Genomic DNA, 23,273 nt, shown 5'->3' on the forward strand with positions numbered 1-23,273 from the left:
CGGTCACGTCATCGGGTCAGGCCTGTCCGACGACGGTGTCGATCGTGACCTCGCCCGTGGTGAGGTCGTAGGTCGCGCCGACCACGGCCAACCTACCGTCCGCGATCGCGTCGGAGACGGCGCCCGACCGGTCCAGGATCGCCTTCAGGCTGGACTCGAGGTGCGCAGACCCGACGGCCTCCTGGGCGACGTCGGGATCGGTGGCGCGGACCCGCTCGACGCTCGGGGTGATCGCGTCGACGAGGGCCTGCAGGTGCGGGGCGGGTACCGGCTCGCCGGACCGTGCGGCAGCGACGGCGCCGCACTGGGTGTGGCGGAGCACGACGACCAGCGGGGTGCCGAGCGCGACGACGGCGAACTCGATCGAGCCGAGCACGACGTCGTCCACGATCTGCCCGGCGTTGCGGATCGCGAAGACGTCCCCGATGCCGGCGTCGAAGACGTGCTCGAACGGCACGCGGGAGTCCGAGCAGCCCAGGACGGTCGCGAACGGGGCCTGGGAGCCCTGCAGCTCGGAGCGGCGCTCGGGGTCGATCCGGCCGGTGCGGCGCTTGTCGGCGGCGAAGCGGGCGTTGCCCTCGACGAGGAGTCGCAGGGCGTCGGCGGGGGTGGAGGCGGCGCGGTCGGTCATCGTGTGTCGTTCCTCGGGCTGTTCGGGTTCGCGGGGGTGTTCGGGTTCGCGGGGGTGTTCGGGTTCTCGGTGGTGTGCGGGGTCGCGTGCTACTGCCGGCGGAGGTGCTGCCTAGCGGGTGAGTTCCTTGCCGACCGCCGTCGCCACCGTCGTGAAGGACTTCTGGTCGGCGGTGCCGGCGAGCACCACGGTGTCCTTGCCGGAGGTGGTCACGAGGGCGTACGCGTTGTTGCCCGCGCCCTTGCCCTCGTCACGGCGGTCGTAGACGGTCCACTTCGTCCCGGCGATCGTGCGCGACCCGGTCGCGGGCTTCTGCTCGAGCTGGTCGGCGATCCAGGTGTCGTTCGCGTCGATGCCCTGGTGCATGCCGATGTACTGGTCGTCGGGCGTCAGGAGGCCGATGGTCCACACCGCGACCCCCCGCGCCGAACCGGACTGGTACTCGGCGTGGTTCGAGGTGTACGACGACGGCAGGTCCGGCACGAGGAGCTGCGCCCCGGAGACGTCGGCCTGCTGCGCGACCTGTCGGTAGTCGACCGAGCGGTCGACGGCCTGGTCGGGGCGGACCACGACGGCGACCAGGAACAGCACGATGCCGAGCGACGCGATGAGCGCCAGCACGAGGTTGAACGCCGTCTGGTGTTCACGGCGGGCTCGGCGGGCGGTGTCCTTGCGCGCCCAGGTCTCCTCCGCCGTCTCGGGGCGCCCGAGTTCGGCGACGATCGGGCGACCGGTCTCCGGGTCGCTCATCGGGCGTCTCCCGCTGCGGACTGGTCCGCGCTGCCGTTCTCGGTCGCGGAGCGGGCCGCGTCGAGTCGGGCGCGGGCGCCGACGAGCCACTCTTCACACCGCGCGGCGAGGGCTTCGCCGCGCTCCCAGAGGCCCAGGGACCGCTCGAGGGTCGCCGACCCCTGCTCGAGCTCGGAGACGACACGGACGAGTTCGTCACGCGCCGCTTCGTAGCTCAGCGAGCGGACGTCGGACTGCTCGGACTGCTGCTCGGAAGACACATGCCGATCCTACCGAGCCGCCACCGACGTGGCCGCTGCCGCCCAACTCCGTGGAGGACACGGCGCCTGTGGAGGACGGCAGTGGTGGAGGGGCGGAGGCGTGCGTCCTGGCGGAGTGGGGACGGGCCTCCCGGCTCAGGAACTCGAGCCGTCGGGACCGGGTCCGTCCGCCTCGAGCGTCCCGACCGCGGTCCCCGTGCCGAGCGTGACGTGCACCGGTGTCGCCCCGTGGAGGTCGGTCGCGCCGCGCACCACCGCCCCGGTGTCCGTCTGGACGATCGCGTACCCGCGGCGCAGGGTGTCCCGCGGGGACAGGGCGCGGAGCCGACCGGTCAGGTGGCCGACCTCGGAGTGGGAGCGCTCGATGCGCCGGTCCAGGAGTTCCCGGGCGCGCGAGAGGTCACGAGCGACCTCTTCGGCGCGGGTGTCCACGAGCCAGGCGGTGGACGCCAGTGCCGGACGCGAGCGGAGGGCCGCGATCCGGTCGGCCTCCACCGAGAGCGTGTGCGAGAGCCGCAGCCCGAGCCGGGCGCGGGCCTGCCGGACGTTGGCCAGTTCCTCGGCCACGTCCGGGACCACGCGCTTCGCCGCGTCGGTCGGGGTGGAGGCGCGGAGGTCCGCGACCTCGTCGAGGATCGGTCGGTCGGCCTCGTGCCCGATCGCGGAGACGATCGGCGTCGTCGCGGCCGCGGCGGCCCGGACCAGGCCCTCGTCGCTGAAACCGAGCAGGTTCTGGAAGTCGCCGCCGCCGCGCGCGACGATGATGACGTCGACCGTGGGGTCGGCGTCGAGCTCCTGGATGGCTGCCGTGACCTCGGCGACGGCTCGGTCGCCCTGCACCGCGGTGTGCACGGTCCGGAACTCGACCTGGGGCCACCGGAGCTGCGCGTTCCGCTTGACGTCCTTCTCGGCGTCGGAGTCCTTGCCGGTGATCAGACCGATGCGGTGCGGCAGGAACGGCAGACGCTTCTTGCGCGCGGGGTCGAAGAGCCCCTCTTCCGCCAGGGCCCGACGCAGCCGCTCGAGGCGTTCGAGCAGGTCCCCGAGCCCCACGTGCTTCATCTCGACGACCTGCATGGTCAACGAGCCGCCCTTGACCCAGTAGTTCGGCTTCACGGCGGCGACGACACGGGCGCCCTGCTTGAGGTCCGACGGCACCCGGGAGCGCACGCTCGACCAGATGGAGAACGAGACGGTGGCGTCGACCTCGACGTCCTTGAGCTTGCCGTAGACGTTGCCGCCGGCGACGTTCCACTGGGTGATCTCACCCTCGACCCAGGCGACCCCGAGTCGGTCGATCCAGTCCCGGAGCTTCGCGCCGAGCAGCGCGACGGGCCACGGGTCCTCTGCCGTGGGCGGCCCCTGTTCGATCGCCATGGCGCCCCTCTCTCGTCGTGCGGTCCATGCTGCCGGACACCGGGGACATCCCGGGCGGCGACGCTCCTCCACAGGCTCGTCGGTGCCCAGGCTGCGCGGGTCCTGCTCACCTATCATCGGGGACGTGACGATCACCAACGGCCACTCGGTCCCGCTCGCCCCGCCGCGGGTCCCCGCAGCGCGCGGTCGACTGCGCGACGTCCCGGTGAGCGGACCCAAGCGGGTCCTGCTCGCCGCACCTCGTGGGTACTGCGCCGGCGTCGACCGGGCCGTGGTCGCCGTCGAGAAGGCGCTCGAGCAGTACGGCGAGCCGGTCTACGTCCGCAAGCAGATCGTCCACAACGTCCACGTGGTGTCCACGCTGGAGCAGCGCGGAGCCGTCTTCGTCGACGACGTCGCCGAAGTTCCCCGTGGATCGCACGTCGTCTTCAGCGCGCACGGCGTCTCCCCGGCCGTCGTGGCCGGTGCCGCGGACCGCGACCTGCACGCCATCGACGCGACCTGCCCGCTCGTCACCAAGGTGCACCGCGAAGCCACCCGGTTCGCCAAGGCCGAGCGCACGATCATCCTCATCGGGCACGCCGGCCACGAAGAGGTCGAGGGCACCATGGGCCACGCACCCGACCGGACGATCCTGGTGAACGGTCCGGCCGACGTCGCTGCGCTCGACGTCCCCGACCCGGACAACCTCGTGTGGCTGTCGCAGACCACCCTGAGCGTCGACGAGACCATGGAGACGGTGCGGCTCCTGCGCGAGAAGTACCCGTCGATCGAGAACCCGCCCTCCGACGACATCTGCTACGCCACCCAGAACCGCCAGGTCGCGGTCAAGAAGGTCGCGCCGGCAGCGGACCTGGTCATCGTCGTCGGCTCCGCGAACTCGTCGAACAGCGTCCGTCTGGTCGACGTCGCCCTCGAGTACGGCGCGAAGGACGCACACCGCGTGGACTACGCCGAGGAGATCCGCCAGGAGTGGCTCGACGGCGTGCAGACCGTCGGGGTCACGAGCGGCGCCTCCGTGCCGGAGGTCCTGGTCGCAGAGGTCCTCGAACAGCTCGCCGACGCCGGCTACGGTGCGGTCGAGGAAGTCGTCACCGCGCACGAGGACCTGATGTTCTCGTTGCCCCGCGAACTCCGCACCGACGCGGACGGCAAGCCGACGCGTCCGCTCGGCGGGCGCACCCGATGAACGGCCCTGATCCGCGGACGGACGGCTGGTCCCGGGTCCCGCCGCGGACGACGACGGCGGTGGACGGCCGGGAGGCCCGGGTCGACCCCGACGCGTCCGTCGACCCCGAGGGTGGTGGCGCCGGTTCCGGTACAGCCGGCGCGGCCGGTGCGGCCGGTGCGGCCGGTACAGCCGGGACGGCCGGCACGGCCGGTGTCTCCAGTGCGGCCGGTCGTCCGGCTCCGCAGTACGGGGAGTACGCACCCGAGGGTTGGGTCAACCCCGTCCTCGTCGAGCAGGAACGGCAGGAGCAGCGGGACCGCGATCACGCCGCCGCGTCGGCCGTCGCATCCGCCGAGCGCTCGAACGGCACAGCGCGTTCGAACGGCACGGCGCGTCCAGACAGCTCGGCCCGCTCGCCGCAGGGGGACCGCGGTCGGGGAACGACCCCGCGGGAGGGCGCGTCCGTCCGCCGGCTCGGTGCATCGCCGGTCGACGTGCTCCTGACGTTCGTCCTCCTGGCGATGGGACTGGTCAGCGTCGTGCAGTCGCTGTCGATCGGCTCGGTCGCCTCCACTGTCCGCCAGACCCTCGAGACGAACTACACGGAACTGCAGGACCCGGGCACGCTCAACGGCGCCGCGATGATCAGCGCCGTCGGCATGCTCGTGGTCTTCGCCCTCGTGCTCTGGTGGTCCGTCGTCCGGCTCCGGGCCGGCAGGCGCACCTTCTGGGTGCCGCTGCTCGGCGGTGCCGTCGCGACGGTGTTCAGCTCGATCGTCTTCGTCATCGTGGTGTTCCAGGACGACGGCTTCGTCGCAGCGATGATGCGTCAGGCCTCGGGCGGCTGAACCCGGGTCTCCGGACCGGGCTTCCGGACCCGGGCCTCGTGACCCGAGCCGCCCAGGTCAGGCCAGGAAGGCCGCGACCGCCGCGTGCAGGTCGGCGAGGTCGTCGACGTGCACCAGTTCGCGGACCGAGTGCATCGACAGCAGGCCGACGCCGATGTCGATCGTGGGGATCCCCAGCCGGGTCGCCGCGATCGGGCCGATCGTCGATCCGCCGGGGATCGTGTTCACGTTGACGAACGGCTGGTGGTCGACACCGGCCGTCCCACACGCGGCAGCGAACACCGCCGTGCCCCTCGCCTCGGTCATGTAGCGCTGGTTCGCGCTGATCTTCAGGAGCGGACCACCACCCGGCCGCGGGCGGTTGGTGGGGTCGTGCTTCTCGGAGTGGTTCGGGTGCACCAGGTGTCCGGCGTCGCTCGACAGCAGCCACGAGGCACGGAAGGCACGGGCGGACTCGGACCGGGTGGCACCGAGGCCCTCCTGCACGCGGGCCAGCACGTCCTCGAGGAACGGCCCACCCGCACCCGACGGCGAGGACGACCCGATCTCCTCGTGGTCGAACGCCGCGAACACCGGGATGTGGTCACCGTCACCCGGGGCCTCGAGCAGCCCGCGCAGTCCGGCGTGCACGCTCGTCAGGTTGTCCATCCGGCCCGAGGCCAGGAACGCCCGGTCGATGCCGATCCGCGACGGGGCCTGCGTGTCCGCGAAGAACAGGTCCCACGAGACGGCGGTCTCGCCGAGGCGGGAGCGCAGCCACTCCATCACGTCGGTGCCACCCGTGCCGGCGTCGGTGCCGACGATCGGCAGCGTGTGCCGCTGCTTGTCGAGTGCCGGACCGTCGTTGGCACCGCGGTCGAGGTGGATCGCGAGGTTCGGGATGCGGGCGACCCCGTCGACGGTGTCGAAGAGCGAAGTGGTGCCGTCGCGGTGGACGACCCGTCCGGCGATGCGGAGGTCACGGTCGAACCAGGTGGACAGGACCGGGCCGCCGTAGACCTCGACGTTCAGCTGCTCCCAGCCGCCGACGCGGACCGTCGGGTTCGGCTTGATCCGGAAGCCGGGGGAGTCGGTGTGTGCGCCGAGGATGCGGAAGGGCGTCGTCGCGGTCGCCCCGTCCGGGAGGCGCCAGGCGATCACGGCACCGTCGCGGACCACCACGTAGGCACCTGGTCCAGTCGGCCACGCCTGGGTCTCGTCGAGGTCGGTGAAGCCGGCGGCGACCAGACGGTCACGGGCGACCGAGGCCGCATGGAACGCGGTGGGGGACTCCGTGACGAAGTGGGCGAACTCGCTGGCGATGGCGTCGACGGTCATCCGACCATCGTGGCACGCCGTCGTGAGCCGGCATGCAGTGGGCGTCCCCGGACGCAGACGGGGGCCCGTCCGCCGGACGCGCCCCCGGGCCTCCTGGCCGGTCCGTCGTCAGCTCTGGGACTGTCCCGCCGAACCGAGGACCTTCGTCGCCTCGACGACACGAGCGGCCATCGCGGACTCGGCGACCTTGCCCCAGGCGCGCGGGTCGTACTGCTTCTTGTTGCCGACCTCGCCGTCGAGCTTGAGGACGCCTTCGTAGTTCGTGAACATCGAGCCGGCGATCGAGCGTGTGAACGCGTACTGCGTGTCCGTGTCGATGTTCATCTTGATGACGCCGTTGCGGACGGCCTCGTGGATCTCGTCGTCGGTCGACCCGGACCCGCCGTGGAAGACGAGGTCGAGCGGGTTCTGGCCGGTGCCGTGCTTCTGGGCGATGGCATCCTGGATCTCGCCGAGGAGCTCGGGGCGGAGCTTGACGTTGCCCGGCTTGTAGACGCCGTGCACGTTGCCGAACGTCAGCGCGGCGATCCAGCGGCCCTGGTCACCCATGCCGAGCGCCTCGACGACACGCTCGACGTCGTTCGCGGTCGTGTACAGGGCGTCGTTCGTGCCCTCGTGCTGCACGCCGTCCTCTTCGCCGCCGACGACGCCGATCTCGACCTCGAGGATCGCGTTGATGTTGCGCGTCTTCTCGATCATCGTCTTGGCGATGTCGATGTTCTCGTCGAGCGGCACGGCCGAACCGTCCCACATGTGCGACTGGAAGATGGGGTTTCGACCCTGGCGGACCTCTTCCTCGCTCGCGGCGATGAGCGGCAGGACGAAGCCGTCGAGGGCGTCCTTCGGGCAGTGGTCCGTGTGCAGCGCGACGGTGATCGGGTAGTTCTTCGCCACCTCGTGCGCGAAGGCCGCCATCGCGAGCGCACCAGCGGCACGGTTCTTGACGGTCTGGCCGGCGAAGTAGTCCGCCCCGCCGGTGGTCACCTGGATGATGCCGTCGGAGCCGGCCTCGGTCAGTCCCTGGAGGACCGCGTTGATGGTCTGCGAGGACGACACGTTGACCGCGGGGTAGGCGAACTTCCCGGCCTTCGCGCGGTCGATCATCTCGGCGTACTGTTCCGGCGTTGCGATGGGCACTGGGATCTCCTTCGACTTCTTCGGTGATGTCCCGGTCGATGCTAGTCAGGGCCGGTTGGTGCGTGGTGGGTGTGACGGGTGCCTGTGGACGGATCGCGCTCTGCACATCCGTCCGCAGGGGAGGCCGGACGGTCGGCGCTCGGTACGCTGGGGGGTGTGACTCCCACGACTGAGACCGGCTCCCTGTTCCTCCAGCCCGACCGCAACCTCGCGCTCGAGCTCGTGCGTGCGACGGAGGCCGCCGCGATCCGTGCGCAGCCGTGGGTCGGTCGGGGTGAGAAGAACCTCGCCGACGGTGCCGCGGTGGACGCGATGCGGAAGTTCCTCGGCACAGTGAACTTCGACGGCGTGGTCGTCATCGGAGAGGGCGAGAAGGACAACGCCCCGATGCTCTACAACGGCGAGCACGTCGGCAACGGCCACGGTCCCGCGTGCGACATCGCCGTCGACCCGATCGACGGCACCTCGCTCACCGCCGCTGGCCGCCAGAACGCCATCTCCGTGATGGCCGTCTCCGACCGCGGTTCGATGTACGACCCGTCGGCCGTGTTCTACATGGACAAGATCGCCGCAGGTCCCGAGGGCCGCGGGGTCCTGGACCTCGACAAGCCGATCGGCGACAACATCCGGGCGCTGGCAGAGGCGAAGGGCAAGGACCTCGAGGACATGGTCGTGGCCGTGCTCGACCGTCCGCGCCACGACGAACTCATCCGCGCCATCCGTGCCACGGGCGCCGGGACGCGACTGCTCCTCGATGGTGACGTCGCCGGCGGCATCGCGGCGGCGCTCCCCGGCTCGGCGATCGACATGTGCGTCGGCGTCGGCGGCACGCCGGAGGGCATCATCACGGCCTGCGCGATCAAGGCGCTCGGCGGGGTCCTGCTCGGCAAGCTCCAGCCGAAGGACGACGAGGAGCGCCAGAAGGCGATCGACGCCGGCCACGACCTGGACAAGGTCCTCGACCAGGACGACCTGGTGACCGGGGACAACACCTTCTTCGTCGCGACCGGTGTCACCGACGGCGTGCTCGTCGACGGTGTGCGTCGGTCCCGCGGGGTCATCCACACCGACTCGCTCGTGCTGCGGTCCCGCTCGAACACCATCCGTCGTATCCAGGCCGACCACCGCGCCGAGAAGTGGTTCTGATCCGCTGAGTCGACGGCGCCCCGGCCCCGCCACCGGCTGCCGCTGCGGCCCGCGGTGCCGATCAGCTGCGCACAACAGGAACCCGCTCGCGCCACGGCATCCCGTGGTTCGAGCGGGTTCCTGTTGTGCTGGGGCCGGCCGGCATCGGGCAACGGCACCGGGCAACGGCACCCGGGGCGGGCGTCGCGCCGCCGCGCTCAGTCCTCCGTCGCGCTGACGAGCTCCGGCGCCGTCAGCAACCGCGGCTCGTCCTCGATGCTCGTCGGGTCCGCGATCACCTTGGACTCGTCGAGCAGTGACAGCCGTCGGGCGCTCGGCAGCACCTGCCGCTCGAGCGAGCCCACGAAGCGGTTGTAGTCGACGACGCTGCCCCGGATGGACCGGCCGAGCTTGTCGACGTGGGTGGCCATCGTCGCCAGTCGCCCGTGCAGTTCACGGGAGATCGTGAACAGCTCCCGCGCTTCCTGCGTGACGACGTCCTGCTGCCACGAGAACGCCACGGTCTTCAGCACCGACCACAGCGTCACGGGGGAGGCCAGCGCCACGCGCTTCCGGAAGGCGTGGTCGAGCAGTCCGGGGTCGGCGGCGAGTGCACTGGCGATGAGCGACTCGGACGGGATGAACGCCACGGTCAGCTCCGGTGAGGCGTCGTAACCGGACCAGTACTCCCGCGCGGCGAGGGCGTCGACGTGGCCCCGGAGCGCCTTGACGTGCTGCGCCATCAGCTGGTCACGACGTGCGGCCTCGGCACCGGTGGCGCTGGCCGGGATCTCGGACGCCTGCAGGTACGCGGCGAAGGGCACCTTGGCGTCGACGGCGATCGACTTGCCGCCGGGGAGGTGCACGATCATGTCCGGTCGGGCAGCGCCGGCGGAGGTGGTCACGGCGGACTGCACGTCGAAGTCGACGCGTTCGAGCAGACCGGCCGCCTCGACCACGTTGCGGAGCTGCGTCTCGCCCCACACCCCACGGGTGCTGTTCGACGACAGGGCGCCGGCGAGGGTCTCGGCGGTCGCTCGGAGCCGTTCCTCGGACTCGGCGGCAGACCGGAGCTGGGCCGAGATCGCGCCGTACTGCTCGCTGCGGGAGCGTTCGAGTTCGGCGATCTTCTCGCGCATCACCTGCAGGGTGTCGGCGACCGGGCTCAGCGCCGTGAGCACCTTCGACTCGTCCTGCGCCCGAGCGGACTCCGCGCCGTGCAACCGCTGTACGAGGTGCTCCAGTTCGGCGGCTCGGCGCTCGAGGGATTCGACCTGCCGTCGGTACTGCGTGTCCTGCGCGTCGAGCCGGTCGTCGGCGTCGTTCCGCGATTCCTCGAGCTGGGACCGCAGCGCCTCGGCGGTGGCGCGTGCTACCGCCGCGTCGACGCCGGCACGGGACTTGGCGAGCGTCCACGCGACGAGGGCACCGACGACGGCGCCGAGCACGAGGCCGATGACCAGGGCGAGGATCTGCATGACGCGACCCTGGCAGGACCCACCGACACCGGGCCTCCCGTCCGGCGCGGCGGCGACGTGGATCGCAACCTATGTCATGACATTAGGCCAAGGGTCGTGTACAGTCGTGCTCGTCCGACGATGAAGCCGCACGGAAGGTCCTGCTGTCGCATGACGATCGAAGCACCGCACGCCTACGACGTGATCACGATGGGACGCGTCAGCGTCGACATCTACCCGCAGCAGACCGGCCCCCTCGAAGACGTCGAGACGTTCTCGAAGTCAGTGGGTGGCAGCGCCACGAACGTCGCGATCGCGGCGGCCCGGCACGGCGCGGACACCGCCGTCATCACCCGCACCGGTGACGACCCGTTCGGCCGGTACATCGCCCGCACGCTGCCCGAGTTCGGCGTCGCCAACGACTTCGTCGCCACGGTCGACGGCCTGAACACACCGGTCGCGTTCTGCGAGGTGTTCCCGCCGGACGACTTCCCGCTCTACTTCTACCGTGCGCCCAAGGCGCCGGACCTGATGATCACCGCGAAGAGCCTGCCGCTGCACGAGATCGAGCGGGCGCGGGTGTTCTGGACAACCGTCACCGGACTCAGCGAAGAACCGAGCCGGACCGCGCACCACGTCGCGTACGCGGCACGGAGCGCGTCCGAGCACACCACGAAGGTGCACACCGTCCTGGACCTCGACTACCGGTCGATGTTCTGGTCGACCCCGGCCGCCGCCACGCGGGAGGTCTCCGTCGCCCTCGAGCACGCCACCGTCGCGGTCGGCAACCGCGAGGAGTGCGAGGTCGCCGTCGGTGAGACCGACCCGGTGCGCGCGGCCGACGCCCTGCTGGAGCGCGGGGTCGAGATCGCGATCGTCAAGCAGGGGCCGAAGGGCGTCCTGGCGAAGACCCGTGACGAGTTCGTCGAGGTCCGTCCGCACCACGTCGACGTCGTCAACGGGCTCGGCTCGGGCGACGGTTTCGGGGGCGCGCTCACCCACGGGCTGCTGCAGGGCTGGGGGCTCGAACGGATCCTGTCGTTCGCGAACGCGGCCGGTGCGATCGTCGCGACCCGGTTCGAGTGCTCGACGGCGATGCCGACGAGCGACGAGATCGACGCCTTCCTGCGGAGCAACCCGACGCAGGGCACGGCGACCGAGGGAAGCAACACCGAGGGAACCAGCACCGAGGAGGCTCTCCGTGCCTGAGCTGACCACTTCCGACTTCGACCGCCTGCGTGACACGCGCGCCGGTCACCCCGAGCGGATCGCCTCGGTGCTCGCGTCGCGACGGAGGCGCCCCCTCCTGGGCGAGGACGGCAAGCTCTTCATCGTGGCAGCGGACCACCCCGCCCGTGGCGCGCTCGCGGTGCGGGACGACCCGGCCGCGATGGCGGACCGCTACGACCTGCTCGAACGCCTCGTCGTGGCCCTCGGCCGCCCCGGCGTCGACGGGGTGCTCGGGACCCCCGACATCCTGGAGGACCTGGCGCTCCTCGGGGCACTCGACGACAAGGTGGTCGTCGGGTCGATGAACCGCGGAGGACTCCGGGGAGCGACCTTCGAGATGGACGACCGCTACACGGCGTACTCGGCAGCATCGATCGCGGACTCCGGGTTCGACTTCGCGAAGCTGCTCATCCGCGTGGCCCTGTCGGACGCCGGCACCGCCCCGACGTTGGAGGCCACCGCGAAGGCCGTGACGGAGTCGGCCGCACGCCGCCTGCCGATCATGCTGGAGCCGTTCATGTCCGACCGTCGTGACGGCGCCGTCGTGAACGACCTGTCGGCGGAGGCGGTGATCACCTCGATGGCGATCGCCGCGGGCCTCGGCGAGTCGAGCGCCTACAGCTGGCTGAAGATCCCGGTCGTCGACGACATGGAGCGGGTGATGGCCGCGACGACGCTGCCGACGCTCCTGCTCGGCGGTGACCCGTCGGCCCGTCCGCTCGAGACCTACGCGAAGTGGGCCGATGCCCTCGCGCTGCCGGGCGTCCGCGGCCTGGTCGTCGGCAGGACGCTCCTCTACCCGTCGGACGGCGACGTGGCGGGAGCGGTCGACGTGGCCGCAGGGCTCGTCCACAGCGGGACCCAGCACACGGATCTCTCCACAGATCCCCATGACTCCTCTGCGGGGCCCGTCGGTTCCGCGAGCATCAACGAGCCCGTCTCGGAAGGAAGCAACGCATGACCACCACGGGATCCACCACGACCGTGTCCGACTCCACCAGCACCGACAGCCCGGTCGTCGGGCACTGGATCGACGGCGCGCACGTCGCGTCCACGTCCGGACGCACCGCGCCGGTCTACGACCCCGCCCTCGGAGTCGTGACGAAGCAGGTCGCCCTCGCAGACGAGCAGGAGATCCAGACGGCGATCGCCAGCGCGAAGGCCGCCTTCCCCGCTTGGAGTGAGCTGTCGCTGACGAAGCGCCAGCAGATCATGTTCTCGTTCCGCGAGATCCTGAACCGCGACAAGGCCGAGCTCGCCGAGATCATCACGAGCGAGCACGGCAAGGTCGTGTTCGACGCGCTGGGCGAGATCGCCCGCGGGCAAGAGGTCGTCGAGCTGGCGACGAGCATCCCGCAGCTGCTCAAGGGCGAGTTCTCCGACCAGGTGTCGACCGGCATCGACGTGTACTCGATCCGACAGCCACTCGGTGTCGTGGGGATCATCAGCCCGTTCAACTTCCCGGCGATGGTGCCGCTCTGGTTCCTGCCGATCGCCATCGCCGCCGGCAACACCGTCGTGCTGAAGCCGAGCGAGAAGGACCCGTCCGCGGCCATCTGGCTGGCGTCGAAGTTCACCGAGGCCGGACTGCCGCCCGGGGTGTTCACGGTCCTGAACGGTGACAAGGTCGCGGTCGACGGACTCCTGACCAGTTCCGACGTCGAGTCGATCTCCTTCGTCGGTTCGACCCCGATCGCGCAGTACGTCTACGAGACCGGGACGAAGCACGGCAAGCGTGTGCAGGCCCTCGGCGGCGCGAAGAACCACATGCTGGTGCTGCCGGACGCTGACCTCGACCTGGTCGCGGACAACGCCATCAACGCGGGCTTCGGTTCAGCGGGGGAGCGCTGCATGGCGATCTCCGTCGTCGTCGCGGTGGAGCCCGTCGCCGACGAGCTCGTCGCGAAGATCGCCGAGCGCGCCGCCACGCTGCGCATCGGTGACGGCCGCCGCGGCTGCGACATGGGACCACTCGTCACCGAGCAGCACCGGGACAAGGTCGCCTCGTACATCGAGGTCGCAGAGCAGGACGGTGCGGTCATCGTGGTGGACGGCCGCACCGTCCGTCCGGACGGCGACGAGAACGGCTTCTGGCTCGGCCCGACCCTCATCGACGAGGTGCCGACCTCGAGCCGCGTCTACACCGAGGAGATCTTCGGTCCGGTGCTCGCCGTCGTCCGGGTCGCCACCTACGAAGAGGGCCTGGAGCTCATCAACTCGGGCGCCTTCGGCAACGGCACCGCGATCTTCACGAACGACGGCGGCGCCGCCCGGCGCTTCCAGCGGGACGTGCAGGTGGGCATGATCGGCATCAACGTGCCGATCCCGGTGCCGGTGGCCTACTACTCGTTCGGCGGGTGGAAGAACTCGCTGTTCGGCGACCACAAGGCCTACGGCGCGGACGGCGTCAGCTTCTTCACGCGGCAGAAGGCGATCACCTCCCGGTGGCTCGACCCCTCGCACGGCGGCATCAACCTCGGCTTCCCCTCGAACGGCTGATCCGACGATGACCGACAACTGGTTCAACCCGCGGGGCAGCCGGCCGGAAGACGGCTGGACCGACGTGGTCGACGGCCGGGTGCCGGGGTGGGCGCACACCGGCCTCCGGACCGGGACTCTGACGGACGGTGGCTCGCTGCGGCTGGACTCCGCCCCGGTCGAACGGATCGTCGTGCCGCTCGCCGGCAGCTTCACCGTGACCCATGGCGACGCCGTGCAGCAGCTCGAGGGTCGCACGAGCGTCTTCGAGGGCCCCACGGACGTCCTCTACCTCGGCTCGGGGACCGCCGCGGTGATCACCGGCACCGGCCGACTCGCGGTCGCCGAGGCCCCCACCGACGTGGTCGAGCCGACGGTGTACATCCCGCGGCAGGACGTGCCCGTCGAACTCCGTGGTGCCGGGCAGTCGAGCCGCCAGGTCCACAACTTCGGGACCCCGGCGGCGCTCGACGCCGCACGGCTGATCGTGTGCGAGGTGATCACGCCCGCGGGCAACTGGTCGTCGTGGCCGGCGCACAAGCACGACACCGAACGGCCCGGGCAGGAGTCCGAGCTCGAGGAGATCTACTACTACGAGTCCGCCGTCGCCCGTGGCTCCGAGCACGTCGCTCCCGACGCCGCCGACCCGTTCGCGCTGCACCGGACCTCGGCCTCGGACGACCGGCCGATCGACGAGTTCCGGCAGGTCCGCACGGGCGACATCGCACTCGTGCCGTACGGCTGGCACGGACCCGCCGTCGCCGCCCCGGGCTACGACATGTACTACCTCAACGTGATGGCCGGGCCCGGCCCGGAACGCGTCTGGAACATCACCGACGACCCCGCCCACGGGTGGGTCCGTCAGCTCTGGGAGTCCGAGTCGCTCGACCCCCGCCTGCCCTACCTGAAGGAGGACGTGTGACCACGACACAGCGCCAGCCCGGACCGACGCGCCGCATGACCGTCGGCCAGGCGCTCGTCGAGTTCCTGGCGAACCAGTGGACGGTGGACGGTGACGTCCGCGAGCGCACGATCCCGGGGGTCTTCGGGATCTTCGGTCACGGCAACGTCGCCGGCCTCGGCCAGGCGATCAAGCAGCTGCACGTCGAGCAGCCCGGACTGCTGCCGTACCACCAGGCCCGCAACGAGCAGGCGATGGTGCACGAGGCCGTCGGGTTCGCCCGGATGCACCGCCGTCGTGCGACCTTCGCGTCGACGGCGTCGGTCGGGCCGGGCGCTGCGAACATGCTCACCGCCGCCGCGCTCGCCACGACGAACCGGCTGCCGGCACTGCTGCTGCCCTCGGACACCTTCGCCACGCGGACGACCGACCCGGTGCTGCAGCAGATCGAGATGCCCCACGACACGTCGATCCAGGTGACCGACGCGTTCCGTCCGCTCTCGCGCTTCTTCGACCGGGTGGTCCGACCGGAGCAGCTCTTCTCGATCGCGCTCCAGGCCATGCGGGTCCTCACCGACCCGGCCGAGACCGGTGCGGTGACGATCGCCCTGCCGGAGGACGTCCAGGCCGAACAACTCGACGTCCCCGTCGCGTTCCTGCAGCCCCGCGAGTGGCACATCCGGCGTCCGATCCCGGAGACCGGTCCGTTGGCGCGTGCCGTCGCCGCGATCCGACAGGCGAAGCGTCCGGTCATCGTCGCCGGTGGTGGGGTCCTCTACTCCGGCGCCGAGGACGAGCTCCGTCGCTTCGTCGAGGCCACGGGCATCCCGGTGGGCACCTCGCAGGCCGGAGGTGGATCCCTGGTCTGGGACCACCCGCAGTACCTCGGCGGCATCGGGGCCACCGGCACGGCCGCCGCGAACGCCGTCGCCGCGCAGGCCGACGTGGTCATCGGGATCGGGACGCGGTACAGCGACTTCACCACGGCGTCCCGCACGGCCTTCCAGGACCCCGACGTCACCTTCGTCAACGTCAACGTGGCGTCCTTCGACGCCTACAAGCACGGCACGCAGCTGCCGGTGATCGCGGACGCCCGGGAGGCCCTGGTCGCGTTGACCGCGGCCCTCACCGCCGACTCGTCGTACGCGGTCGACGCCGGCTACGTCGCCGAGGTCCGGGACCGGAAGCGCGAGTGGGACGCCATCGTCGACGAGGCGTTCGCCCCGTCCGGCGCCGATCTGCCCGGGCAGGCCGAGATCATCGGCGCCGTCCAGGCTGCCAGCGATCCGCGTGACGTCGTCATCCAGGCCGCCGGGTCGCTGCCCGGCGACCTGCACAAGCTCTGGCGGGTCCGCGACGCCCTCGGCTACCACGTCGAGTACGCCTTCTCGTGCATGGGCTACGAGATCGCCGGCGGCATCGGTGTCCGCCGCGCAGCACCGGACCGCGATGCCATCGTGATGGTCGGTGACGGCTCGTACCTGATGCTGCACACGGAGCTCGTGACCGCCGTCGCCGAGGGCATCAAGATCATCGTGGTGCTCATCCAGAACCACGGGTACGCCTCGATCGGCCACCTGTCGGAGACCGTGGGGTCGGAGCGGTACGGCACGAAGTACCGCTACCTGGACGAGACGCAGTCGTTCGACAACGGCGAGCCGTTGCCCGTCGACCTCGCTGCGAACGCCCGGTCCTACGGCGTCGACGTGATCGAGGTGCAGCCCGGACCGGACAGCATCGCCGACCTCACCGCAGCGCTCCGCCAGGCGAAGGCGAACCAGCACACCACGCTCGTGCACATCAACTCCGACCCGCTCGTGTACGCGCCGGACGGCGACGGCTGGTGGGACGTGCCGGTCGCACAGACCTCCACGCTCCCCAGCACGCAGGCCGCCCGCGCCGAGTACGAGCAGCAGGTCGCCGCGCAGCGTCCGCTGCTCGGCTGAAACCGATCCGAGACAGAAAGCGACAGCGACGTCATGACCGACACCGCCACCCCCACCGGGGTCCCCGACGAGGACACCACCACCGCCGGCATCCGCATCGGCACCGCTCCCGACTCCTGGGGCGTCTGGTTCCCGGACGACCCGAACCAGGTGCCGTGGCAGCGCTTCCTCGACGAGGCCGCGGCCGCCGGGTACCGGTGGATCGAACTCGGCCCGTACGGCTACCTGCCGACCGACCCGGCGCAGCTGTCCGACGAGCTCGAGTCCCGAGGCCTGCAGCTGTCGGCCGGCACCGTCTTCACCGGGTTCCACAAGGGCGACGACCAGTTCCAGCGTGCCTGGGACCAGGCGGTCGCTGTCGCCGGACTCGCAGCGGCCCTCGGGGCGGAACACCTCGTGACGATCCCGGACCTGTGGCGCTCGGACGCCACCGAGGAGGTCCTCGAGCCCCGGACGCTCAGCGACGAGCAGTGGGAGCGCCTGGGCACGGGGCACGACCGACTCGGCAAGGCGCTGCTCGAGGAGTTCGGTGTCCACCAGCAGTTCCACACGCACGCGGACAGCCACGTCGGGACGTTCAAGGAGACCGTGCGCTTCCTGGAGGTCACCGACCAGCGGTACACGAACCTGTGCCTCGACACGGGCCACTTCGCCTACTACGGCGGCGACAACCTGAAGCTCATCGCCGAGCACCCGGACCGCATCGGGTACCTGCACCTCAAGCAGGTCGACACCGATCTGCTGTTCGACGTGCTGAAGAACGACGTGCCGTTCGCCACCGCGGTGTCGCAGGGCATCATGACCGAGCCGCCGCACGGTACCCCGGCGCTCGCGCCGATCATCGAGGCCGTCGCCCGCATCAACCCCGAGGTGTTCGGCATCGTCGAGCAGGACATGTACGGCTGCTCCGTCGACGCCCCGGGGCCGATCGCCGAGCGCACCTTCCAGCACATCTTCGGTTCGACCGCGGCCGCGCGGACCGACTGACGTCGCGAACGCCACCGTCACCACGACCACGTCCACCACACAGAGGAAGACAGCCATGAGCACCACGCAGAACCTCCGCGTCGCCGTCGTCGGCGCGGGCATGATGGGCGCGGACCACGTCCGACGCATCACCGCGAAGATCTCGAACGCCGACGTCGTCGCGGTCGTCGAGCCGGACGCGTCCCGGGCCGCCGCCGCTGCTGCGCTGGCCCCGGGTTCGATCACCGCGGCCTCGTTCGAGGAAGCCCTCGACTCCACCGACATCGACGGTGTCATCATCGCGACCCCCGGTTTCCTGCACGAGCCCATCCTCGTGACCGCTCTCGAGCGCGGTCTCGCCGTGCTCTGTGAGAAGCCGCTGACGACCAGCGCCGAGGACAGCCTGCGCATCGTGCAGCTCGAGCAGGAACACGCCAGCCGTCCGACGATCCAGGTCGGGTTCATGCGACGGTTCGACGCCGGGTACCAGGAGCTCAAGGCGCTGCGGGAGTCGGGCGCGAACGGGGCTCTGCTCGCGCTGCACCACGCCCACCGCAACCCGACCACGCCACCGAACTTCAGCGAGTCGATGCTCATCCACGACTCGGTGATCCACGAGATCGACATCATCCCGTTCCTCACGGGCGAAGCGATCACGAGCGTCGAGGTCAAGAAGCCGCGGAAGAACTCGCTGGCACCGGCCGACCTGCCCGAGCCGCAGTTCGTGCTGTTCACGACCGAGTCGGGGACGATGGCGATCGTCGAGATCAACGTCAACGCCCAGTTCGGGTACCAGGTCACCACCGACGCCGTGTTCGAGTCCGGTGTCGCCTACATCGGGCGCGACACCTCGCAGACGATCGTGTCCGCCGGGGTCTCTGGTCAGGGCGTCACGCCGTCGTTCAAGGAACGGTTCGCGGCGGCCTACGACGAAGAGGTGCAGCGCTGGGTCGATGCCGCTCGCGACGGCGGCATCGACGGGCCGAGCGCCTGGGACGGCTACACGGCATCCGTCGTCGCCGAGGTCGCCGTCCGCGCGCAGCAGTCCGGCGCAACCGAGCCCGTGGAGTACGCGGTGGTCAAGCCGGCGTTCTACGACGCGGCTGCCGCACCGGCCGACGTCCTCGCGGGAGCGTAGCCCGTGCCGAAGATCGCCCTCGATCCGACCCCGTTCCACCACGACCTCGACCTGCTCGAGTTCCCCCGGAAGGTCGCCGAGCTGGGCTACGAGTACCTGCAGCTGACCCCGCACCGCGACTTCATCCCGTTCCACCGGCACCCGAAGGCGGACGACGACCTCGTCGACGCGTTCGCGGCAGCCTGCGTCGACGCCGGCGTCCAGGTGGCGTCGGTGCTGCCGGTGCTCCGCTGGTCCGGGCCCGACCGGGAGACGCGGGAGACCGCCGTCAAGCAGTGGAAGCGCGTCATCGAGATCACCAAGCGGCTCGGCGTGGACACCATCAACACCGAGTTCTCCGGCCGACCCGAACGTGCCGAGGAGTCCGAGGCACAGTTCTACTGGGCGATGGAGGAGCTCCTGCCGATCATCGAGGACGCGGACCTCCGGGTGCTCATCGACCCGCACCCCGACGACTTCGTCGAGGACGGTCTCGAAGCACTCCGGGTGATCCGCGGGCTGAACTCGAAGAACGTCGGCTTCGTCTACGTCGCCTGCCACACCTTCCACTACGGCGGGGACATGGACGCGGTCATCGACGCCGCCGGTGACTCCCTCCAACTCATCCACGTGGCGGATGCGTACGACCACCGTCGCTCGCACGGCCTCCGCTACATCACGAACCCGCCCGGGAACCCGGTCCGGGTGCACCAGCACCTGCCGGTCGGGCAGGGCGACGTCGACTTCGACGCGTTCTGGCGCGCGCTCGACCGCGTGGGCTTCTCCGGCCGCGACGACACCGTCGCGGTGTCGAGCGTCTTCGCCGAGGACGAGAACGCCGACGCGGTGTCGCGGTTCCAGCTCGACCAGATCACGAAGGGACTCCACCGATGACGAGCACGCTCGAGGCCCAGGACGCGGCTGTGGTCGACGTCCGCCCGGTCACCCTGCAGGCGACGGAGCAAACGCCCACTGCGCTGTGGAACGACTCCGCCGACCCGCACGAGCTCGCGACCGCGATCTCCGAGTACGGAGCGGTCGGGGCGACCTGCAACCCGGTCATCGCCTACACGTGCATCAGGCAGGACCCGGAGGTCTGGGTCCCGCGCATCCGACAGCTCGCCGAGGAACACCCGACCGCGGGGGAGTCCGCACTCGGGTGGATGGCGGTCGAGGAGCTCTCGGTCAACGCTGCCGCGCAGCTGCTGCCGGCGTTCGAGGCATCGGGCGGTCGCAACGGCCGGCTCAGCATGCAGACCGACCCGCGCCTGCACCGAGACCGGGACGCCCTCGTCGAGCAGGCCGTGCGCTTCTCCGGCCTCGCGCCGAACATCATCGTGAAGATCCCGGCGACGAAGGTCGGCATCGCGGCCATCGAGGAAGCGGCGTACCGGGGCGTCTCGATCAACGCGACCGTGTCGTTCACGGTGGCGCAGGTCGTCGCGGTCGGCGAGGCGATCGAGCGGGCGTTGGACCGCCGGGCGGCCGACGGTCTGCCCGAGCAGGAGTTCGGGCACGTCGTCACCCTGATGGCCGGTCGGTTCGACGACTGGCTGAAGACCGTCGTCAAGCGCGACCACGTGATGATCGACCCGGGGTACCTCGAGTGGGCCGGGGTCGCCGCGGTGAAGAACGCGTACCGGGTGTTCCAGGAGCGCGGCTTCCGATCCCGGGTCCTCGTCGCGGCCTTCCGGAACGCACTGCAGTGGTCCGAGTTCCAGGGCGGTGACCTCGTCGTGTCGCCGCCGTTCCAGTGGACGAAGGACATCAACGACAACGCGTTCCCGTTCCGTCCGGACGCGATCGACGACGACGTACCGGCACACATCGTCGAGGCCCTCCGCCGTGCGACGCCGGAGTTCGCCCGTGGTCACGACGTCGACGGCATGACCATCGACGAGTTCGACCGGTTCGGCGCGACGGTCACGACGCTCCGCCAGTTCCTCGACGCCGATGCGCAGCTCGACGCCCTCGTGCGCGACATCATCGTCCCGGCCGCCTAGGTCGTCGACGATGTACGCGGTCGGGGTCGGGCTCATCTCGGTGGGGTGGATGGGACGCCTGCACTCCCGCGCCTACCGAGCGCTGCCGGACCACTTCCCGGAACTCGGAGTCCGTCCGCGCCTGGTGGTCGCGGCCGACCCGGTGCCTGCGGCGCGGGAGCAGGCCACGGAACGGCTCGGCTACGAGCGCGCTGTCGCCGACTGGCACGAGGTCCTCACAGACCCGGAGGTCGACGTCGTCTCGATCTGCTCCCCGAACTTCCTGCACCGCGAGATGGCGGTCGCGGCGGCTGCGGCGGGCAAGCCGTTCTGGATCGAGAAGCCGATGGGCCGGTACGCCAGCGACTCCCGCGACATCCACGACGCCGTGCAACGGGCGGGGGTGGTGACGAGCGTGGGGTTCAACTACCGGCACGCACCCGCGGTGGAGCGGGCGCGTGAGCTCGTCCGCAGCGGGAGGCTCGGCCGGATCACGAACGTCCGCGGCTCCCTGCTCGCCGACTACTCGTCCGACCCGGCGGCCCCGCTGACCTGGCGCTTCGAGCGCGACCGAGCGGGGTCCGGCGTGCTCGGTGACCTGCTGTCGCACGGCCTGGACCTGGCGCAGTACCTCGTCGGCCGGATCGCGAGCGTCACCGCACTCGCCGAGACGTTCATCACGGAGCGGCCGCTGCCCGGCGCCGGGATCGTCGACCGCAGCGCCGCCGCGACGGGTGACCGCAGGTCGGTCGAGAACGAGGACTACGCCGCCCTGCTCTTCCGCTTCGACGACGGTGCGGTCGGGACGATGGACTCCAGCCGGGTGATGCGCGGTCCGCACGCCGAGTACACGATCGAGGTCTACGGCACCGCCGGGTCGATCCGCTGGGACTTCCAGCGGATGAACGAACTGCAGGTCTGCCTCGACGGGCAGGAGACGCACGGCTACACGACCGTGTACGTCGCGCCCGGGGACGGCGAGTTCGCCCGCTTCCAACCGGGTGCCGGGACCGCGATGGGGTACGACGACCTCAAGACGATCGAGGCGGCGCAGTTCCTGGCGAGCGTCCGGAGCGGCCGCCAACTCGCGCCGTCGGTGGCGGACGGGCTGGCAGCAGCGTCGATCGTGGAAGCGGCGGAGGCCTCGCTCGTCGACGGGGCCTGGCACGAGGTGGCACGCATCGACGGACTGCTCACCGCGGACGCGCCGACACCGGTGTTCTGATCCCGGCGGGTCCACCGACCACGACCCGGACAGGAGGCGCGTCACCAGGTGGTGACGCGCCTCCCGTCCGTCATGGGGTGACGCACGACGCCCGCGGGTCGCCACCACAGCGGCTGGGCGATAGTATGTCCTGACAAAGTCATCACCAGCAGGAGGCACCATGCCGCTCGTCCGAATCGACCTCGCCACCGGTCGCACCCCGGAAGCCGTCCGCGCGATCGCCGACGCCACCCACCGCGCGATCGTCGACGCCTACGGGATCCCGGAGCGAGACCGCTTCCAGGTCATCACCGAACACCCGGCGACGCAGATCATCGCGCAGGACGCCGGCCTCGGTTTCGAACGCACCGAGGGCGTCGTCATGATCCAGGTCTTCACCCAGCGTGGGCGGTCCGACGACGCGAAGCAGGCGCTCTACGCCGCGATCCACGACGCGCTCGCCGGAGTGGGCGTCGCCTCCGAGGACGTCTTCATCGGCTACGTCGAGAACGGTCCCCAGGACTGGTCGTTCGGCTTCGGTCGCGCCCAGTACCTGACTGGAGAACTCGGGGTCCCCAGCGCGAGCTGACCTGCCTGCCAGGTCTTACTTGTCGACGAGCGTGACCTCGAACGAGTACCGGTCCGGCCGGTAGCAGTGCACGCCGTACTCGACTGCTCGACCCGAGGCGTCGTACGCCGTCCGGCTCATGGCCAGCACGGGGTCGCCGTCCTCGATCTCGAGCAGACCAGCCTCGTCGTCGGTCGCCGCACGGGCACCGATCCGCTGCTTCGCGACCCGCATCGTCACCCCGCGGGACCGCAGCAGCTGGTAGAGCCCGTGGGCGCGGAGGTCCTCATCGGTGATGTCCGCGAACTCGGGCGGCAGGTAGTTCTCGAGCACCGCCATCGGCACGTCCTCGGCGAACCGGACGCGGAGGACGTGCACGACGCTCGCCCCGACCTCGACGCCGAGGGCCTCGGCCACGGCCTGGGTCGCCGGGACGTCGCTGCGGTCGAGGAGCTTCGTCGTCGGTTGCTGCGACCCCTGCGTCAGGTCGTCGTACAGGCTGGTCAGCTCGACCTTGCGGGTGACCGGTCCGTGCACGACCTGCGTGCCGATGCCACGTCGGCGGACGAGCAGCCCCTTGTCGACGAGGTCCTGGATGGCACGTCGGATGGTCGGGCGGGACAGGCCGAGGCGCTCGCCGAGGGCGATCTCGTTCTCGAGACGAGCGCCGGGCGGCATCGCGCCGGAGCGGATCGACTCCTCGATCCGTGAGGCGACCTGGTGGTACAGGGGCATCGGACCCGACCGGTCCAGGTCCATGAACAGGTCGGACGGCAGCTGGCCATCGTTGGTCATCGCGGTCCTTCGC

General features: G+C 70.7%; 22 protein-coding genes. 14 read left to right on the plus strand and 8 right to left on the minus strand.

What is annotated here, in order from left to right; all coding sequences use genetic code 11:
* Nucleotides 1-16: 16 nt before the first annotated feature.
* From DEJ25_RS10350 to xseA, 4 genes are all read right to left on the minus strand, one after another.
* Nucleotides 17-631 carry a carbonic anhydrase gene (locus DEJ25_RS10350; protein WP_110903339.1) on the minus strand — a complete coding sequence of 205 codons (615 nt, stop codon included), beginning with the start codon at nucleotides 629-631 and terminating at the stop codon, nucleotides 17-19.
* A gap of 111 nt (nucleotides 632-742) precedes the next feature.
* Nucleotides 743-1,381: a DUF4245 domain-containing protein gene (locus DEJ25_RS10355; protein WP_110903338.1), complete on the minus strand. Its 639-nt coding sequence runs from the start codon at nucleotides 1,379-1,381 to the stop codon at nucleotides 743-745.
* Complete coding sequence (locus tag DEJ25_RS10360; RefSeq protein WP_110903337.1) at nucleotides 1,378-1,641, minus strand: exodeoxyribonuclease VII small subunit; 264 nt, start codon at nucleotides 1,639-1,641, stop codon at nucleotides 1,378-1,380. The genes DEJ25_RS10355 and DEJ25_RS10360 overlap by 4 nt, the downstream gene beginning before the upstream one ends.
* Nucleotides 1,642-1,776: 135 nt before the next feature.
* Nucleotides 1,777-3,018: an exodeoxyribonuclease VII large subunit gene (xseA, locus tag DEJ25_RS10365; RefSeq protein ID WP_111044629.1), complete on the minus strand. Its 1,242-nt coding sequence runs from the start codon at nucleotides 3,016-3,018 to the stop codon at nucleotides 1,777-1,779.
* A gap of 124 nt (nucleotides 3,019-3,142) precedes the next feature.
* Between xseA and DEJ25_RS10370 the strand changes: the two genes are divergently transcribed.
* Both DEJ25_RS10370 and DEJ25_RS16705 read left to right on the plus strand, forming a co-directional pair.
* On the plus strand, nucleotides 3,143-4,207 hold the full coding sequence (locus tag DEJ25_RS10370) for a 4-hydroxy-3-methylbut-2-enyl diphosphate reductase (RefSeq protein ID WP_110903335.1): 1,065 nt from the start codon (nucleotides 3,143-3,145) through the stop codon (nucleotides 4,205-4,207).
* Complete coding sequence (locus DEJ25_RS16705; protein WP_181427412.1) at nucleotides 4,204-5,037, plus strand: DUF6264 family protein; 834 nt, start codon at nucleotides 4,204-4,206, stop codon at nucleotides 5,035-5,037. The genes DEJ25_RS10370 and DEJ25_RS16705 overlap by 4 nt, the downstream gene beginning before the upstream one ends.
* Before the next feature lie 57 nt (nucleotides 5,038-5,094).
* Here DEJ25_RS16705 and DEJ25_RS10385 read toward each other — a convergent pair whose 3' ends face one another.
* Together DEJ25_RS10385 and fbaA are read right to left on the minus strand one after the other, a co-directional pair.
* Nucleotides 5,095-6,354 carry a M18 family aminopeptidase gene (locus DEJ25_RS10385; protein WP_110903333.1) on the minus strand — a complete coding sequence of 420 codons (1,260 nt, stop codon included), beginning with the start codon at nucleotides 6,352-6,354 and terminating at the stop codon, nucleotides 5,095-5,097.
* 108 nt (nucleotides 6,355-6,462) lie between these two features.
* Nucleotides 6,463-7,491 (minus strand): class II fructose-bisphosphate aldolase, encoded by a 1,029-nt coding sequence (gene fbaA, locus DEJ25_RS10390; protein ID WP_110903332.1) that lies wholly within the window; start codon nucleotides 7,489-7,491, stop codon nucleotides 6,463-6,465.
* Nucleotides 7,492-7,647: 156 nt separating this feature from the next.
* Here fbaA and glpX point away from each other — a divergent pair, with 156 nt between their 5' ends.
* Entirely contained in the window at nucleotides 7,648-8,637 is a 990-nt protein-coding gene (glpX, locus tag DEJ25_RS10395) for a class II fructose-bisphosphatase (protein ID WP_110903331.1), read from the plus strand.
* Nucleotides 8,638-8,834: 197 nt separating this feature from the next.
* On the opposite strand, the gene rmuC is transcribed toward glpX, so the two are convergent.
* Entirely contained in the window at nucleotides 8,835-10,094 is a 1,260-nt protein-coding gene (gene rmuC, locus DEJ25_RS10400; protein WP_110903394.1) for a DNA recombination protein RmuC, read from the minus strand.
* A 150-nt stretch (nucleotides 10,095-10,244) separates the two neighbouring features.
* Between rmuC and iolC the strand changes: the two genes are divergently transcribed.
* The 11 genes from iolC to DEJ25_RS10455 all read left to right on the plus strand — a co-directional run bounded on the left by iolC (nucleotide 10,245) and on the right by DEJ25_RS10455 (nucleotide 22,486).
* Nucleotides 10,245-11,282, plus strand: coding sequence for a 5-dehydro-2-deoxygluconokinase (iolC, locus tag DEJ25_RS10405; protein WP_111044631.1), 1,038 nt, complete (start codon nucleotides 10,245-10,247; stop codon nucleotides 11,280-11,282).
* On the plus strand, nucleotides 11,275-12,264 hold the full coding sequence (locus DEJ25_RS10410) for a class I fructose-bisphosphate aldolase (RefSeq protein ID WP_110903329.1): 990 nt from the start codon (nucleotides 11,275-11,277) through the stop codon (nucleotides 12,262-12,264). The genes iolC and DEJ25_RS10410 overlap by 8 nt, the downstream gene beginning before the upstream one ends.
* Nucleotides 12,261-13,802, plus strand: coding sequence for a CoA-acylating methylmalonate-semialdehyde dehydrogenase (locus DEJ25_RS10415; RefSeq protein WP_111044632.1), 1,542 nt, complete (start codon nucleotides 12,261-12,263; stop codon nucleotides 13,800-13,802). The genes DEJ25_RS10410 and DEJ25_RS10415 overlap by 4 nt, the downstream gene beginning before the upstream one ends.
* A 7-nt stretch (nucleotides 13,803-13,809) precedes the next feature.
* Nucleotides 13,810-14,703, plus strand: coding sequence for a 5-deoxy-glucuronate isomerase (iolB, locus tag DEJ25_RS10420; RefSeq protein ID WP_110903327.1), 894 nt, complete (start codon nucleotides 13,810-13,812; stop codon nucleotides 14,701-14,703).
* Nucleotides 14,704-14,738: 35 nt separating this feature from the next.
* Nucleotides 14,739-16,628, plus strand: a complete 1,890-nt coding sequence (gene iolD, locus DEJ25_RS10425) for a 3D-(3,5/4)-trihydroxycyclohexane-1,2-dione acylhydrolase (decyclizing) (RefSeq protein ID WP_110903393.1) — start codon at nucleotides 14,739-14,741, stop codon at nucleotides 16,626-16,628.
* A gap of 33 nt (nucleotides 16,629-16,661) precedes the next feature.
* Nucleotides 16,662-17,615, plus strand: coding sequence for a sugar phosphate isomerase/epimerase (locus DEJ25_RS10430; RefSeq protein WP_110903326.1), 954 nt, complete (start codon nucleotides 16,662-16,664; stop codon nucleotides 17,613-17,615).
* A 55-nt stretch (nucleotides 17,616-17,670) separates the two neighbouring features.
* A complete protein-coding gene (locus DEJ25_RS10435) occupies nucleotides 17,671-18,732 on the plus strand; it encodes a Gfo/Idh/MocA family protein (RefSeq protein WP_111044633.1) in 1,062 nt (353 codons plus the stop codon).
* Between the two features lie 3 nt (nucleotides 18,733-18,735).
* Nucleotides 18,736-19,605 carry a sugar phosphate isomerase/epimerase family protein gene (locus tag DEJ25_RS10440; RefSeq protein ID WP_110903324.1) on the plus strand — a complete coding sequence of 290 codons (870 nt, stop codon included), beginning with the start codon at nucleotides 18,736-18,738 and terminating at the stop codon, nucleotides 19,603-19,605.
* Nucleotides 19,602-20,714, plus strand: coding sequence for a transaldolase family protein (locus tag DEJ25_RS10445; RefSeq protein WP_111044634.1), 1,113 nt, complete (start codon nucleotides 19,602-19,604; stop codon nucleotides 20,712-20,714). The genes DEJ25_RS10440 and DEJ25_RS10445 overlap by 4 nt, the downstream gene beginning before the upstream one ends.
* A 10-nt stretch (nucleotides 20,715-20,724) precedes the next feature.
* Nucleotides 20,725-21,918, plus strand: a complete 1,194-nt coding sequence (locus tag DEJ25_RS10450) for a Gfo/Idh/MocA family protein (RefSeq protein WP_110903322.1) — start codon at nucleotides 20,725-20,727, stop codon at nucleotides 21,916-21,918.
* A 160-nt stretch (nucleotides 21,919-22,078) separates the two neighbouring features.
* Nucleotides 22,079-22,486, plus strand: coding sequence for a tautomerase family protein (locus DEJ25_RS10455; protein ID WP_110903321.1), 408 nt, complete (start codon nucleotides 22,079-22,081; stop codon nucleotides 22,484-22,486).
* 15 nt (nucleotides 22,487-22,501) lie between these two features.
* Here the strand turns inward: DEJ25_RS10455 and DEJ25_RS10460 are convergent, their stop codons facing one another.
* Nucleotides 22,502-23,260, minus strand: a complete 759-nt coding sequence (locus tag DEJ25_RS10460; RefSeq protein ID WP_111044635.1) for a GntR family transcriptional regulator — start codon at nucleotides 23,258-23,260, stop codon at nucleotides 22,502-22,504.
* Between the last annotated feature and the right edge of the window lie 13 nt (nucleotides 23,261-23,273).

Source organism: Curtobacterium sp. MCPF17_011, assembly GCF_003234145.1.
GTDB lineage: Bacteria > Actinomycetota > Actinomycetes > Actinomycetales > Microbacteriaceae > Curtobacterium.

Bases quoted from the DNA above. Each gene is read 5' to 3' on its own strand.
- DEJ25_RS10350 (WP_110903339.1), bottom strand. From the start codon at position 631: ATGACCGACCGCGCCGCCTCCACCCCCGCCGACGCCCTGCGACTCCTC.
- DEJ25_RS10355 (WP_110903338.1), bottom strand. From the start codon at position 1,381: ATGAGCGACCCGGAGACCGGTCGCCCGATCGTCGCCGAACTCGGGCGC.
- xseA (WP_111044629.1), bottom strand. From the start codon at position 3,018: ATGGCGATCGAACAGGGGCCGCCCACGGCAGAGGACCCGTGGCCCGTC.
- DEJ25_RS16705 (WP_181427412.1), top strand. From the start codon at position 4,204: ATGAACGGCCCTGATCCGCGGACGGACGGCTGGTCCCGGGTCCCGCCG.
- DEJ25_RS10385 (WP_110903333.1), bottom strand. From the start codon at position 6,354: ATGACCGTCGACGCCATCGCCAGCGAGTTCGCCCACTTCGTCACGGAG.
- rmuC (WP_110903394.1), bottom strand. From the start codon at position 10,094: ATGCAGATCCTCGCCCTGGTCATCGGCCTCGTGCTCGGCGCCGTCGTC.
- iolC (WP_111044631.1), top strand. From the start codon at position 10,245: ATGACGATCGAAGCACCGCACGCCTACGACGTGATCACGATGGGACGC.
- DEJ25_RS10415 (WP_111044632.1), top strand. From the start codon at position 12,261: ATGACCACCACGGGATCCACCACGACCGTGTCCGACTCCACCAGCACC.
- iolB (WP_110903327.1), top strand. From the start codon at position 13,810: ATGACCGACAACTGGTTCAACCCGCGGGGCAGCCGGCCGGAAGACGGC.
- iolD (WP_110903393.1), top strand. From the start codon at position 14,739: ATGACCGTCGGCCAGGCGCTCGTCGAGTTCCTGGCGAACCAGTGGACG.
- DEJ25_RS10430 (WP_110903326.1), top strand. From the start codon at position 16,662: ATGACCGACACCGCCACCCCCACCGGGGTCCCCGACGAGGACACCACC.
- DEJ25_RS10435 (WP_111044633.1), top strand. From the start codon at position 17,671: ATGAGCACCACGCAGAACCTCCGCGTCGCCGTCGTCGGCGCGGGCATG.
- DEJ25_RS10445 (WP_111044634.1), top strand. From the start codon at position 19,602: ATGACGAGCACGCTCGAGGCCCAGGACGCGGCTGTGGTCGACGTCCGC.
- DEJ25_RS10450 (WP_110903322.1), top strand. From the start codon at position 20,725: ATGTACGCGGTCGGGGTCGGGCTCATCTCGGTGGGGTGGATGGGACGC.
- DEJ25_RS10455 (WP_110903321.1), top strand. From the start codon at position 22,079: ATGCCGCTCGTCCGAATCGACCTCGCCACCGGTCGCACCCCGGAAGCC.
- DEJ25_RS10460 (WP_111044635.1), bottom strand. From the start codon at position 23,260: ATGACCAACGATGGCCAGCTGCCGTCCGACCTGTTCATGGACCTGGAC.